We start from the raw sequence: 14040 nt of genomic DNA, 5'->3' as shown, positions 1-14040 counted from the left end.
TAGCTTGTATCTGAACTGCTTTTTTAAAAATAACTCATTTTGATATACGCTATCAAAACGATTGAAATATAATGATTAAAAGCTTTGAGCCTTCGGCCTTAAGCTTTTCGCTTAATTAACTATCCTTTTTATACAAATCACCTGCTTTTTCGGCAGATAAACGAATGCCCTTGATCATGGCCGAGCTGAAACCGTGGTGCTCCATTTCATTTAAGCCGGCAATGGTACAGCCGCTTGGCGAAGTTACCTTATCTATTTCCTGTTCAGGGTGCGATGCCAGTTGTAATAGCAGGTCGGCCGCACCTTTAGCGGTTTGGGCTGCCATCTTTAAAGCGTCATGCGCGTGAAAGCCAATCTCCGTTCCGCCTTGTGAAGCAGCGCGGATCGACCTTAAAAAGAAAGCGATACCACAGGCACAAAGAGCTGTGGCTGAGGTCATCAATTCTTCATTGATCTGGATAGTTACACCAACCGTATCAAACAATGATTTGGTCATGTTGATATTTTTATTGGTGCCGTTATCTGTAGCGATACAGGTCATGGAGTGGCCTATCGCAATCGCGGTGTTCGGCATTGCCCTGATCACCTGTACATTGAGGTCAAGGTGCTGGCGGATATCGGCACAGCTAACGCCCGAGATAACTGAGATCAATAATTGCTTATCCGGCTTTAACGAAGGTTTGATCTCATCTAACAGTTTATTGAGTTGTTGCGGCAGTACGGCCAGCACAATAATATCGGCTTTGCGCACGGCACGCAGGTTATTGTCTGACACATGGTACCCCTGCTCGGCATATTGGGCCAGCGCAGCTACGTTACGACGGGTTAATGATATTTGCTGGGGTTTGCAAATACCCTTTTTAACTAAACCTTTGGCTAATGACAGCCCTATGTTACCGGAGCCTAATATTGAAATGTGCTGTTGTGCGTTCATGCGCTTTTTGTTAAACGTGTTCCAAATGGTTTGTTATCTTTCAATTGGCCCAAATCATCTGATTTGCCAATAATTACTGCCTTTACACCACAAGCAATTGCGGTAAAAGCGTTGTCAAGTTTAGGTAGCATACCACTGTGTATTATCCTTTCCACTTTTAGTTCCTCGTAGTGCTGCGGGTTAATTTCCCTAATCAGCGATTCTTCGTCATTAATATCCTTTAGCACGCCCTTTTTTTCAAAGCAATATATGAGGGTGGTTTCATATAATCCCGATAACGATACCGCCAGTGCCGAAGCAATGGTATCTGCATTGGTATTTAGCAGCTGCCCTTCGCCATCATGCGTTATAGCACAGAAAACGGGGGTAAAGCCTGCTTCCATCAACCGGCTTATATTTTCGGGGTTGATAGAGTCTTCAACAATATCGCCCACAAAACCATAGTCAATAGTTTTTACCGGCCGTTTAACCGCTTTAATAAAGTTGCCATCGGCACCGGTGAGGCCTATGGCGTTGTTGCCAAAACGCTGCAACTGGGCTACAATATTTTTATTGATGAGGCCTCCGTAAACCATGGTGACCACTCTCAGCGTTTCAATATCAGTGATGCGCCTGCCATCAACCATTTTTGATTCAATACCTAAATCTTCGGCCATTTGTGTGGCCACTTTTCCACCTCCGTGTACCAGGATCTTCAGGCCGTCGAGCGCTTCAAAGTCCTTTAAAAAATGATATAGGTTTTCAGAGTTATCAATAACGTTTCCACCTATTTTGATTATATAAAGGCTCTTATTTGATGGTAATTTACCCGTTTTGATATGATCTGTATCAATTTTATTCATTCCAGCTGTTAATATAACTCTTTTAGTGCCAAATTTCCACTTTTTTAAGCGGAAAACTGTTAAAATTACGAAAATATAGCGTGTTTTTTCAAAAATTGATTTAAAAATGAATAATGGGACTTGCAGTTTAAGTTTACAATTTGATTATGAAAGAATTAGTAATATTGGAAAACTTTAAGGCATTATCCTTGCTTATAACTATCTATGGAGCAAAAAAAGAATACCAGGCCGCGGGTGGCAATTATAGGAGGAGGATTTGGCGGGATCCATTTAGCCAAAAAACTAAAAGATGCGCCCGTTGATGTATTGATGATTGATAAGCATAACTATCACACGTTTCAGCCTTTGTTGTACCAGGTGGCGGGGGGCTCCATAGCTGCCGATTCAATTGGCTTTCCATTGCGCAGGATCTTCACCAGGCAAAAGAATTTTCGCTTCGCGCTTGCAGAGGTGCAGAAGATCAATCCCGAAACTAATACGCTTGATACTGATATCGGTACCATTTATTACGATTACCTTGCTATAGCTACCGGCTCCAATACCAACTTTTTTGGTAATAAAGAGATAGAGCATTTTGCTATGCCGATGAAGAATATCCCGGAGGCCTTAAATTTAAGGAGCCTGATCCTCCAAAACCTCGAAATGTCGCTCGTATCTAAAGACCCGGAAGAAAAAGCGGCGCTAATGACCTTTGTGGTTGTAGGAGGGGGCCCAACCGGTGTGGAACTATCCGGTGCCCTTGCCGAAATGCGCGAGTTGATATTAATGAAGGATTACCATGGCTTACGTAAACATAGCATGAGTGTTTACCTTGTTGAAGGTAAAGCGGAGCTGCTGGCCGCGTTTTCGCCGGGGGCGAGGGCCAAGGCCAAAAAGTTTTTGCAGGATATGGACGTAACCATTTATAACAGCGCACACGTGGAAAGCTATAATGGCTATGAACTAAAGATAGATAACGGCACATCACTGTTAACCCGTAATGTACTTTGGGCGGCAGGAGTAAAGGGGGAATTTCCTGAAGGTATTTCTGCCGATAATATAGCGCGGGGTAACCGAATCCTGGTTGATGAATTTAATAAGGTAAAAGGCTACGAAAATATTTACGCCATAGGTGATGTTGCCGCTATGATCACCGAGGAGTATCCAAACGGGCATCCAGGTGTTGCACCGGTAGCTATCCAGCAGGGACAAAATCTGGGTGAGAACGTTTACCGAATGTTCGACCGTAAGCCGTTGGTGCCCTTTAAATACAGGGATAAAGGTTCGCTTGCAACCATAGGCCGAAATAAAGCCGTGGCCGACTTGGGGAAAATTCATTTCCAGGGATTTTTTGCCTGGCTGGTATGGGGATTTGTACACATCATGTCGCTTGCAGGCTTTACCAATAAGGGCATCATATTTTTTAGCTGGGCCATCAACTATTTCACCAAAAACAGCGACAACCGACTCATCGTACGCTATTTTGATACCGAAACCCGAATGACGGACCCCGAATCGAGATAAAAACAAACAATAATCCTTTTAAATCCTTACCTGTAAGTATTTATGGATCTGTTTGTTGTAATAGCTTTGCTGGTTATTGTCAGCGCGATATTTTCGTACCTTAACGCCCGCTTTATTAAGCTGCCGGGCACTATTGGCATTGTGCTACTGGCAACCATTACTTCTATCACCATACTTATTGTAGATAAGATTGATTCGTCGATAGCGGATTACCTGGGTACACTTGCCAAAAATATCAACTTTTCAAAAGCGGTATTGAATGTGCTGCTTGGTTTCCTGCTTTTTTCAAGCTCATTTAACCTGGATGGCCGGAAGTTGAAGAGAGAAATGCGACCTGTATTTGTGCTGAGCACATTGGGGGTTATCATTTCGACGGCGGTGTTTGGATGCCTGTTGTTTTATGTAGCCCCATTTTTTCATATCCATATGCCGCTGATCTATTGCCTGTTATTCGGGGCTTTGATTTCGCCTACAGATCCGGTGGCGGTTGCAGCCATTATCCGTAATTCAAAGTTACCTGCCAATCTTGAAACCATTATTTCGGGCGAATCCCTCTTTAATGACGGAATTGGGCTGATCCTGTTTGTGATCATCCTGGAGGTGGCGCGGGTGGGGGAAGAGAAAATTGAACTGGCTAAGGTTGTAGTGCTTATTGTTAAAGAAATTATTGGTGGGATAGTGGCCGGCGTCATTTTAGGTTATGTCGCTCACCGGTTGATGCGCTCGGTTAAGGATTTTCAGACTATCGTATTGATCTCGCTCGCTTTGGTAATGGCGCTATCAGTTTTGGCCGTATTGCTTGGGTTCTCGCTTCCGCTATCGGTTGTTATTGCCGGGTTATTTGCCGGCGGTCAATCCATTAATCAGGACAATAAAGAAAAGTCGCACGAGGCGTTAGAGAAATTCTGGAAACTGGTTGATGAGATCCTGAACACTATTTTATTTGTGATGATAGGCCTGCAATTGGTTAACCTGCCTTTTGTAAATAATTACTGGGTAACAGGAAGCGTCTCTATCGTTACGGTTTTAGTAGCCCGCTGGTTGAGTATCATGCTGCCGCTTACCTTTTTACGACGTACCCTCAAGGTAAACTACAGTAATATCAATATTATGACCTGGGCGGGATTGCGTGGCGGTATTTCTATCGCGTTGGCTTTATCACTTCCTAATACCCCTTATAGGCATCTGATCCTGTCGGGAAGTTATTTTATTGTGATATTTTCGGTAATTGTACAGGGATTAACGTTAAATGCAATGATCAACAGCGCATCCAAAAAGATAGAAGAATGAGATTCAGACATTCTGTAATCTGCCGCGGGTTTAGCGCAGCGTAACCCGTGGTAAACGATATTTGAAGTTTTCAACTTCATCGGTTAAGTTGGAAACTTAACCGATATGCCCCACGGGTTACGCTGCGCTAAACCCGCGGTAGTTAACTTATTTAAGGCGCGACATATATTTGCCAATCTCAGCTTCAACCGTATCGCCACTATTACTTAATTCGTTTATGATATTTTCCCGCTCCGTTTCGCTCCGGTTTTGACTAAGCTTTTGTTTGCCCTGCAAATCATCAACGATGATCTCAAAAGCTACAATCCCTTTCATCATTCGTTGCTTATATTCATCAGGGAGGTTATTCCATTGAGTTAGATAGTCAGCCTCGTAGTTACTGATCATCTGCACTAATAAACCGGCAGTTTGCTCTCCCTCTGATAAAATTGTTGGTCTGCCGTAGGCATGTACAGCGATATAATTCCAGGTAGGTACGTTGGTTTCCTTTTCGTAATGTTTGGGTGAGATATAGGCATGTGGTTCGGTAAATATCACTAACACATCTTTCCCGATGATCTCCGTAGCCTGTGGATTTGCCTTGGCGAAATGAGACGATAAAACGATTTTATCATCACGTTTACTTACCAGGAAGGGCAGATGAGTAGCGAATGGAACATTATCAGTAGCTGTTATAATCGTTGCAAAGCTATAGCGCTGCATAAAGCTGATTGCTTCCTGCTCATTCGTTAACTGAAAATGTTTTGGCGTATACATCTTGAGAAAATTTAGTTAATGATTGCCAGGCCTTTGAAAATATGATTTATAATGATGGTCAAACTCATCTTCATAAAATGGATAGGGGATTCCTTCTACTGAGATTAAATACTCGTCATCGTCCATGCCTGAAATCGTTGCAGCCAATCCTTTAATCTCCAGACCCGCTAAATCAAAGACATGTAAATCAGGAATATTAACGGTGGCGATAAGTTTAAGATCAATGTCCTCCTGGAAGCCTACATTATTCTTTATACAGTAATCTTTAAAAAAGGAATAGTCAAACCTTTCATCTGCAAACGATATCTTACCAAGTACAACACCCATTGGAGGATCCGCATTTTCAAATGCAGTTGTTCCGATTTTGGTGTTACCAAGTAAGATATCGTATATTTTATTCATGGCCAGTTATAGCTACAAACTTTCCAGCATCTGTTTGAGCACAGCTTGCGCGGCCCAAACACGGTTGCCGGCTTCATGTACCACAATTGAGTTTGGCCCGTCTAATATTTCGTCAGAGAGCTCCAAGTTACGGCGTACCGGTAAACAATGCATTACTTTGGCATTATTGGTTTGCTCCAGCTTTTTGTTAGTAAGCATCCATTCTTCATGCTTGCCTAATATGTTACCGTAAGGCTCGTAAGCCGACCAGTTTTTTACGTAGATAAAATCTGCATCGGCCAAAGCTTCATCCTGATTATAGCTGATGTTTGCACCCTGGGTAAAATCGGTACAAAGCTCATATCCTTTAGGCTGCACGATAGCGAAGTCGACATCCGCCTTGCACATCCACTCCGAGAATGAGTTAGGAACAGCCTGCGGCAAAGGTTTGATATGCGGCGCCCAGGTTAAAACCACTTTAGGACGCGCTGTTGTTTTCAGTTCTTCAATAGTGATCAAGTCGGCCAAACTTTGCAGCGGGTGGCGGGTTGCTGATTCCAGACTAACAACCGGCACTTTGCAAAACTCAACAAACTTGTTAAAAATCATCTCACTATAATCTTCCTCGCGGTTCCTTAAGCCGGGGAACGAACGCACACCGATAATATCAGCGTATTGTCCCATAACGCCTGCAGCTTCACGGATATGCTCAACAGTAGTGCCGTCCATGATCACGCCGTCGCGCAGTTCAAGTGCCCAGCCTTCTTTATCGATATTGAGCACCATTACATTCATGCCCAGGTTAAGGGCAGCTTTCTGTGTACTCATACGCGTACGCAGGCTTGGGTTTAAAAACACCAGGGCCAGCGTTTTATTTTTGCCAAGCTGCTGATGAGCAAAAGGATCCTGCTTAAGCGCCAATGCCTCTTTTACAAGTGCGTTAACATCGGCAACATCATTAACAGAAGAAAATAGTTTCATGAACTTTACAATTAATTAGTGTGTTTTCTGTTATCTATTTTTTTAAATCTCCCCTAAAGGGGAGATTTAGAGGGGGCGTCTTATTGATTCAATACATTAACAAAGGCTTCCAGGAACCTATCAGCATGGGCCTTAGTTAAATTCAAGGCGGGTAACAGCCTGATCACGTTTGGTTTAGCTTCCCCGGTAAATATATGGTGCTTGTTCAGCAATTCTTTACGCGCATGGGCCAATTCCTCAGGCAATTCAATGCCGATCATTAAACCACGACCACGAACCTCCTTAACCTGTTCCAGCTTGTTAAGCTCCTTTATTAAGTAGCCGCCAATTTCAGCCGCATTTTGTAATAGGTTGTCCTGCTCAATGGTTTCAAGTACAGCTAAACCTGCCGCACAAGCTAAGTGGTTACCACCAAATGTAGTACCCAACATGCCATAAGCCGGCTGTATTTTAGGCGATATGATAATACCACCAACAGGGAAACCATTACCCATGCCTTTAGCCATGCTGTAGATGTCGGCATCCACACCGGCAAAATCATGTGAGAAGAATTTTCCGGTACGACCGTAACCGCATTGCACGGAATCGGCAATGAAAACGGCATTATACTGGTCGCACAGCGAGCGGGTTTTTTGCAGGAAGCCCTCAGGTGCAACCTGGATACCACCCACACCCTGGATGCCTTCGATAATTACCGAAGAGATTTCATTGTTTTTGAAAGCTTCTTCCAGTGCGGCTTCATCTGCCCAAGGCAAAAAGATCACGTTATCAGTTTCGTTGATAGGCGCAACAATCTTCGGGTTATCGGTTACAGCAACCGCTAAAGAAGTACGGCCATGAAATGATTTGCTGAAAGCAATAACTTTCTTTTTACCATTATAAAAAGAAGCCAGTTTTAAAGCATTCTCGTTAGCTTCAGCACCGGAGTTACACAGGAATAATTGGTAATCTTCTTTACCCGAAACCTTACCTAATTTTTGCGCTAACTCTTTTTGAATAGGAATCTCGATAGAGTTAGAGTAAAAGCCAAGCTTGTGTAATTGATCTTCTAATCTTTTAACATAATGCGGATGGGTATGACCGATAGAAATAACGGCATGACCACCATACATATCAAGGTATTCAGTATCGTGATTATCGTACACTAAACTTCCTTGTCCTCTTACTATGTTGATCGGATTTATAGGATATACGTCGAACAGATTCATATTATTGAAGCCTCAAAGGCAATTAAAATTAATATTAAACAATTACTCCCCCTTTAGGGGGCAGGGGGGCTAAAACGCTATTCCCTTAAGTCGTAAGCCTGCGCGTTCGTCCAGCCCGAACAATAAGTTCATGTTCTGTACTGCCTGGCCGGAAGCGCCCTTAAGTAAGTTATCCATTATGCTGATAATGAATATTTTGTTGTCGTGTTTTTTTACCTGGATAAAGCATTTATTAGTGTTTACAATTTGCTTTAAATCAATGTTGCGATTGGTTACATGCGTAAAAGGATGCCCATCGTAGTAGCTTTGGTAAAGTGCTAATGCTTCTTCCTCGCTCAAATCGCTCTCAGTATAAATTGAAGCAATAATGCCACGGGTAAAATCGCCACGGTAAGGAATAAAGTTGATAGCCTTATCAAACCCGGTTTGCAACTGCCTTAATGACTGACCGATCTCATTTAAATGCTGGTGACTAAATGCTTTGTAAACAGAAAGGTTATCATTACGCCAGGTAAAGTGTGAGGTCGGCGATAAACTTTGTCCCGCACCGGTAGAGCCTGTTGTAGCAGTAACGTGTACTTCGTTGTTTAGCAAACCTTTTGAAGCCAAGGGAAGCAGGCCCAATTGCAAACAGGTAGCAAAGCATCCGGGGTTAGCAATATTAGAGGCTGTTTTTATGGCTTCACGATTTAATTCTGGTAAGCCATAAACAAAGCTTTTGCCGTTTAAAGTTGAGTTTTGATTAAGCCTGAAATCCTGGCTTAAATCAATGATCTTAACCGAATCAGGAATAGCGTTTGCTTCCAGGAACTTTTTGGCATCACCGTGGCCAACGCAAAGGAAAAGTACATCAATATCTGTAGATAATTCGGCCGCAAATTTCAGATCGGTATCACCAAACAGGTCGGTATGTACCTGGTAAACATAGTTACCCGCGTTGCTGTTGCTGTGGACAAAAGCTATCTCCACCGTAGGATGGTTGATCAGGATCCGGAGCATTTCGCCACCGGTGTACCCTGCTCCGCCAATTATACCTGCACGTATCGCCCCCCGGCCCCCTGAAGGGGGAGCAAGAGTAGCGTCATTATTATCTTTAAATTCAGTCATAATTTTAACAATTATTCCCCCTTTAGGGGGTTAGGGGGCTAAATTTATCCGATCATTATTTGTAGATGGATATGAATATAAAATAAACTCGAGGTCGCTCCGGTCGTTATTGCTGATGAAGTGCTTTTGACCCGGATGGATCTCGATACCCTGTTCGGGCTTCAATACCGTAACCTCGCCGTCTATCGAAAATGTAGCCCGCCCTTTTAAAATAAAAAATACCTGTGTGGCTTTTTCGTGGTAATGCAATTGCTCGGCAGTATCTGGCGGCATCAGCTCCTGCTTAACGGATAAAGCTTCGGTGTCAATGAAAGTCCATCCGTGGCAATCATCGCCCCAGTTATAATGCTTTATGCAGTCACCTTTTGAAAATACGCCCCCTCCGCCCCCTAAAGGGGGAACCGGAACGTTGGATTCATTGATTGGATTAGCCATTCTTTCTTTATTGAGCATTTGCTCCCCCTTCAGGGGGCTGGGGGGCGGCATTTACTTTATGATAGATCATTACCTGGTTACCAAATATTTTGGAGAACCCTTTAACGTCTTCGCCGCTCCAGGCGTTGTTCATTTCTCCATAGCTGCCAAACTTGTTCGACATCAGATCGTATGGTGATTCAATGCCTACTACCTGGAAGCGATATGGGTGTAACTGAACAAATACTTTACCTGTAACGTTTTTCTGAGTATCGGTTAAAAAAGCTTCGATATTGCGCATGATCGGGTCATGGAACTGACCTTCATGCAGCCAGTTGCCATAGAAAGATGATAACTGATCTTTCCATGAAAGCTGCCATTTGGTTAGCACATGTTTCTCTAAAGTATGGTGAGCTTTGATGATCACCATAGGAGCGGCGGCCTCAAAACCAACGCGACCTTTAATACCGATAATAGTATCACCAACGTGAATATCCCTGCCAATGCCATAAGGCTGAGCAATAGCCTGTAAAGCCTGGATAGCCTTGGTTGGGTGATCATATTTTTCATCACCGATGGCTACTAACTCGCCTTTTTCAAAAGTAAGCACAAGATCTTTTACTTCAGATGCAGTTACCTGGGTAGGCCATGCTTCTTCTGGCAGGCCAAGGTTTGAGGTCAAAGTTTCTTTACCACCTACTGATGTACCCCAGATCCCTTTGTTGATGGAGTATTTGGCTTTTTCGAAGTTCATGTCAACACCATGTTTTTTCAGGTATTCGATCTCTTCTTCGCGGCTCAGTTTCAGGTCGCGGATAGGGGTAATGATCTTTACTTCCGGTACAAGGATATTGAAGATCATATCAAAACGCACCTGGTCGTTACCGGCCCCGGTGCTGCCGTGGGCAACAAATTCGGCACCAATTTCTTTAGCGTAGTTAGCAATAGCAGTTGCCTGGCTTACGCGCTCGGCACTTACAGATAGCGGATAGGTATTGTTTTTTAATACGTTACCATAAATTAAAAAGCGTACGCAGGTGTTGTAAAAGTTTTCGGTTTCATCAACCACATGATGCGAAGTAACGCCCATTTTATAAGCGCGTTCCTCAACGCCTTTTAACTCTTCCTCGCTAAAACCGCCGGTATTTACAATAACCGAGTGAACCTCATAACCAAGATCCTGTGTTAAATAAATACAGCAAAATGAGGTATCCAAACCTCCGCTATAAGCTAATACTACTTTTTTCATTTTTTAAGGTTAAAGGCGAAAGGTTAAAGCTAAAAGGTTTCGCCTTGTACGTTTTATATTAATTATCGCTTCTCAAAAATTTTATAAACCCAATTAACATCGCTTTCACTTCGTTAATCGAGGTGTTTGTTTTATCGTAAATTTCAGTTGGAATAAATCCCAGATCATAAATCAGATAAACGGTATATTCTACTTCGTGTGCAGACCCCAACGCATTATCCAGATAATGAGTGAAATCTTTACCAGTGTTTTTACCACACCCTTCAACTATATTTAAAGGGATAGAATAGGTGGATCTACGTAGCTGGTTGGTTAGGGCAAATTGTTCTTCACGGGGCATTATGGGCAGTATATTAGCATACACTTGCTTTGTAAGCAAATGCGCCTTTTTCCAAACATCAAGCTTTTTGTAATCTCTCATTATGTTGCAGCTACCTTTAACCTTTAACCTTTCGCCTTTTACCTAAATCCTAAACATCGTGTTTTATACGTTTCTTTATGGCATTCTCAATACGCTCAAGCAAGGTCGCTTTATGCGTGATACGCTGCATCTTTTCTTCGTACTCTTTCTGTTTTTCGGCAGGATCGAACAGCATGGCTGTGCACATGCAATTCTTACGGCCTTTGCTTGTCAGAATGTCAAAGTTGACGCAGCTTTTGCAGCCCGCCCAAAAGTTCTCGTCCTGGGTTAGTTCTGAGTAGGTAACCGGCTCGTAGCCAAGCTCCGAGTTGATCTTCATTACCGCTAAGCCTGTTGTAAGGCCAAATATTTTTGCATCGGGGTATTTGGTACGCGATAACTGGAAAATGCGATGTTTGATGGCCTTTGCCAATCCCGCCTTGCGGAACTGTGGGTTAACGATTAGGCCGGAGTTGGCAACAAAGTCGCCGTGGCTCCAGGTTTCGATGTAGCAGAAACCGGCCCAGGTACCGTCTTTATGCAGGGCTATAACAGCTTTGCCTTCCAGCATTTTATTAGCAACATATTCGGGCGAGCGTGTAGCTATACCAGTTCCGCGCGCCTTGGCCGATTCGGCCATCTCATCGCAAATCATAGTGGCATAATCTACATGCTGTGCAGTAGCAACCTGAATATCAAAATCTTGTATTGTCATTTAAATAGATAATTACCGTGAAATTAATCGGCCTTTAAAGCCTTAAATAATTAGATGGTTTTTTTAAAAAGACGTTTAAAAAACTCTTTTTGTGTGGACAGGAGAAAAATTAATTCAAACCCGTGGCATGTAGGTCCTTCGTCGGAGAGGGCAATTTAAAAAAACAGTTGAACCCAAGGCAGCAGCAACCGGAGCAAAACTTGCTCTTGTGGCGGGCTTATTTAAGCTTGGTGTATTCATTTTTTTGTTGAATTACTGTGTTTTTAATTTGCTGCAAATTAGGCTATAAAATTTTATTTATACAAGAAAAAAATGTGATTATTTGATGTTGGGTGAGTGGTTGATTAAGTTTATTGAGTGAGTAGTTGGTTTATTGCGATAACTTGCAGATTTACAGCAGTAACTATTCACCTAATCAACTCAGTCAACCATTCACCTCCCAGCCACAATATCATTGATGATCATATCAGCATGAACGCGGGAGTTTTCAATGAACCAAAGGTGGGTATCAAGGCCGCCGCAAACCACCCCGGCAAGGTATAAACCGGGCATATTTGTTTCCATGGTTTCGGGGTTATATTGGGGGATGAATTTATCTTCAGAAAGAATAATACCGAGCTTTTTCAGGAACTCAAAATTGGGTTTATAGCCTGTCATCGCCATTACAAAATCATTAGGGATAGTGATTAATCCTTCCGGTGTTTTGATATCGACTTCATTTTCGCGGATGGCTTCGAGGTTTGAATTGAAATAGGCTTTTATGCTGCCTTCTTTGATGCGGTTAATAATATCCGGTCTTACCCAATATTTAACCCGGTTGCTTACCTCGCTGCCGCGGATCACCAAAGTTACTTCGGCGCCTTTGCGATAAGTTTCAAGCGCCACGTCGATTGCCGAATTGCTCGAGCCTACTACAACTACTTTTTGCAGGGTATAATAATGGGGGTCCTGGTAGTAGTGTTTTACTTTGGGCAGGTTTTCACCGGGGATATCAAGGTTTACCGCGATATCATAAAAGCCGGTTGAAAGGATCACTTTTTTAGCCTGGTATGTTGCCTTTTTTGTGATGATGGTATAAAAGCCATCTTCCGGCTTTACTTCGGTAACCTCTTCAAAAAGGTGAATAGGCAGGTTATTTGAAAGTGCTACCCGGCGATAATACTCCAAAGCATCATTGCGGGTTGGTTTGTTATGTACGGTAACAAAGGGAACCCCGCCAATTTCCAGCTTCTCGGATGTAGAAAAGAAAGTCATGGTAGCAGGGTAGTTGTATAATGAATTTACAAGTGTGCCTTTTTCAACAATTACAAAACTTAAACCAGCTTTTTGAGCGGCAAGTCCGCAAGCTAAACCTATCGGGCCACCACCAATAATGAATATATCGAGCATTTATATACAGTTAAGAAATTAAAGAAATTGTGAACCGGTGCAGGTTCGGGGCACGTTTGCCGGTACGGCAAAAATAAGAAAATAAAAAAGGGTAAGCTACTTTTATCGCACCGCTCAACTCTCTACCCTTGCTGTGTTCCCACCCTGGGGGAGTTCAAGAGGAGCTGGCCGTAAAAGACTTACCCCGGCGCAAATATAGAAAAAGGTAGCGTTTATGGTTAAGAAAATGTTAAAAAAGGCTTATCTGTTGATTTATAGATGGATAATTTTTAATTTGCCCTGCTATAGCCAGGTTATCGTACTTCGTTAACACGTTTTCATCTCCCCGAAATTCAAATTCGCGATAAGTTTTGGCATGTTGATCAAGATCCAGCAGCAGATTTTTCAAAATAGTAAGCCGGTTCACAACAAATTTTACCTTCATTTCCCTTTTTTGAAAATAGGGCCAAAGCAGGTTAAATTGTTCGGGCGTTATGGCCCTTGCTATGGTAATATGAGGTATGGTACTGCTATCGCCAACAATACCCTTCAATAGTTTAATCCAATATTTATTTTGTTCGGTGAGCTTAAGCCTGGCAAAAATGGTTTTGTTATAGTCATTACTCTCATTAAAGCAATCAAATCCATCTGTTTCAAAAACAACGGGAGGCAGCAAACTAAGTTTACGGCTCAAAAACGAGAAGCCCTGAACGTCCACATCAAGCGGTTTGCGCGGATAATTGTTTATGGTGATATGCGACCGGGCATGCATGCTGGGATAATTACCGATAACACGTTTTGCTTCGCTTTTTAATTTCCGGATCATAACATCTACATGATCAGGTATCGGGAGGATAAAATGATAAAATGCATAGTCCATGATTGTTAAATT

The 14040-nt window shown here is 42.7% G+C and carries 15 protein-coding genes and 1 other RNA gene; 2 read left to right on the top strand and 14 right to left on the bottom strand.

What is annotated here, in order from left to right:
- Positions 1-115: 115 nt before the first annotated feature.
- Both proC and argB read right to left on the bottom strand, forming a co-directional pair.
- Positions 116-934 carry a pyrroline-5-carboxylate reductase gene (gene proC / locus FHW88_RS18435; RefSeq protein WP_090527080.1) on the bottom strand — a complete coding sequence of 273 codons (819 nt, stop codon included), beginning with the start codon at positions 932-934 and terminating at the stop codon, positions 116-118.
- Positions 931-1776 carry an acetylglutamate kinase gene (gene argB / locus FHW88_RS18430; protein ID WP_176627448.1) on the bottom strand — a complete coding sequence of 282 codons (846 nt, stop codon included), beginning with the start codon at positions 1774-1776 and terminating at the stop codon, positions 931-933. The genes proC and argB overlap by 4 nt, the downstream gene beginning before the upstream one ends.
- A gap of 204 nt (positions 1777-1980) precedes the next feature.
- Here argB and FHW88_RS18425 point away from each other — a divergent pair, with 204 nt between their 5' ends.
- Both FHW88_RS18425 and FHW88_RS18420 read left to right on the top strand, forming a co-directional pair.
- Positions 1981-3279, top strand: a complete 1299-nt coding sequence (locus FHW88_RS18425; RefSeq protein ID WP_176627447.1) for an NAD(P)/FAD-dependent oxidoreductase — start codon at positions 1981-1983, stop codon at positions 3277-3279.
- A gap of 42 nt (positions 3280-3321) precedes the next feature.
- Positions 3322-4569, top strand: a complete 1248-nt coding sequence (locus FHW88_RS18420) for a cation:proton antiporter (protein ID WP_176627446.1) — start codon at positions 3322-3324, stop codon at positions 4567-4569.
- 147 nt (positions 4570-4716) lie between these two features.
- On the opposite strand, the gene FHW88_RS18415 is transcribed toward FHW88_RS18420, so the two are convergent.
- The 12 genes from FHW88_RS18415 to FHW88_RS18360 all read right to left on the bottom strand — a co-directional run bounded on the left by FHW88_RS18415 (position 4717) and on the right by FHW88_RS18360 (position 14028).
- Positions 4717-5325: an FMN-binding negative transcriptional regulator gene (locus tag FHW88_RS18415; RefSeq protein WP_176627445.1), complete on the bottom strand. Its 609-nt coding sequence runs from the start codon at positions 5323-5325 to the stop codon at positions 4717-4719.
- A 15-nt stretch (positions 5326-5340) separates the two neighbouring features.
- The gene (locus FHW88_RS18410; protein ID WP_176627444.1) at positions 5341-5727 is read right to left on the bottom strand and encodes a hypothetical protein; all 387 of its coding nucleotides are present in this window, start codon (positions 5725-5727) and stop codon (positions 5341-5343) included.
- A gap of 12 nt (positions 5728-5739) precedes the next feature.
- Entirely contained in the window at positions 5740-6687 is a 948-nt protein-coding gene (locus FHW88_RS18405) for an N-acetylornithine carbamoyltransferase (protein WP_176627443.1), read from the bottom strand.
- A gap of 80 nt (positions 6688-6767) precedes the next feature.
- On the bottom strand, positions 6768-7895 hold the full coding sequence (locus FHW88_RS18400) for an aspartate aminotransferase family protein (RefSeq protein ID WP_176627442.1): 1128 nt from the start codon (positions 7893-7895) through the stop codon (positions 6768-6770).
- A 69-nt stretch (positions 7896-7964) separates the two neighbouring features.
- The gene (gene argC, locus FHW88_RS18395) at positions 7965-8894 is read right to left on the bottom strand and encodes an N-acetyl-gamma-glutamyl-phosphate reductase (RefSeq protein WP_410505691.1); all 930 of its coding nucleotides are present in this window, start codon (positions 8892-8894) and stop codon (positions 7965-7967) included.
- A 138-nt stretch (positions 8895-9032) separates the two neighbouring features.
- Entirely contained in the window at positions 9033-9437 is a 405-nt protein-coding gene (locus tag FHW88_RS18390; RefSeq protein ID WP_090527651.1) for a cupin domain-containing protein, read from the bottom strand.
- A gap of 7 nt (positions 9438-9444) precedes the next feature.
- Positions 9445-10665: an argininosuccinate synthase gene (argG, locus tag FHW88_RS18385; RefSeq protein WP_176627440.1), complete on the bottom strand. Its 1221-nt coding sequence runs from the start codon at positions 10663-10665 to the stop codon at positions 9445-9447.
- A gap of 58 nt (positions 10666-10723) precedes the next feature.
- Complete coding sequence (locus tag FHW88_RS18380; protein ID WP_176627439.1) at positions 10724-11086, bottom strand: four helix bundle protein; 363 nt, start codon at positions 11084-11086, stop codon at positions 10724-10726.
- A gap of 49 nt (positions 11087-11135) precedes the next feature.
- Positions 11136-11780 carry a GNAT family N-acetyltransferase gene (locus FHW88_RS18375; protein ID WP_112571573.1) on the bottom strand — a complete coding sequence of 215 codons (645 nt, stop codon included), beginning with the start codon at positions 11778-11780 and terminating at the stop codon, positions 11136-11138.
- Between the two features lie 432 nt (positions 11781-12212).
- On the bottom strand, positions 12213-13169 hold the full coding sequence (locus FHW88_RS18370; RefSeq protein ID WP_176627438.1) for a YpdA family putative bacillithiol disulfide reductase: 957 nt from the start codon (positions 13167-13169) through the stop codon (positions 12213-12215).
- A gap of 86 nt (positions 13170-13255) precedes the next feature.
- Positions 13256-13354, bottom strand: an RNA gene (gene ffs, locus FHW88_RS18365) — signal recognition particle sRNA small type.
- Positions 13355-13398: 44 nt separating this feature from the next.
- Entirely contained in the window at positions 13399-14028 is a 630-nt protein-coding gene (locus tag FHW88_RS18360) for a hypothetical protein (RefSeq protein WP_176627437.1), read from the bottom strand.
- Positions 14029-14040 lie beyond the last annotated feature (12 nt).

The organism is Mucilaginibacter sp. SG538B, from assembly GCF_013376065.1.
Lineage (GTDB): Bacteria > Bacteroidota > Bacteroidia > Sphingobacteriales > Sphingobacteriaceae > Mucilaginibacter > Mucilaginibacter rubeus.
The sequence above is the reverse complement of the archived record's forward strand: the minus strand, read 5'-3'. Positions and strand labels throughout refer to the sequence as shown.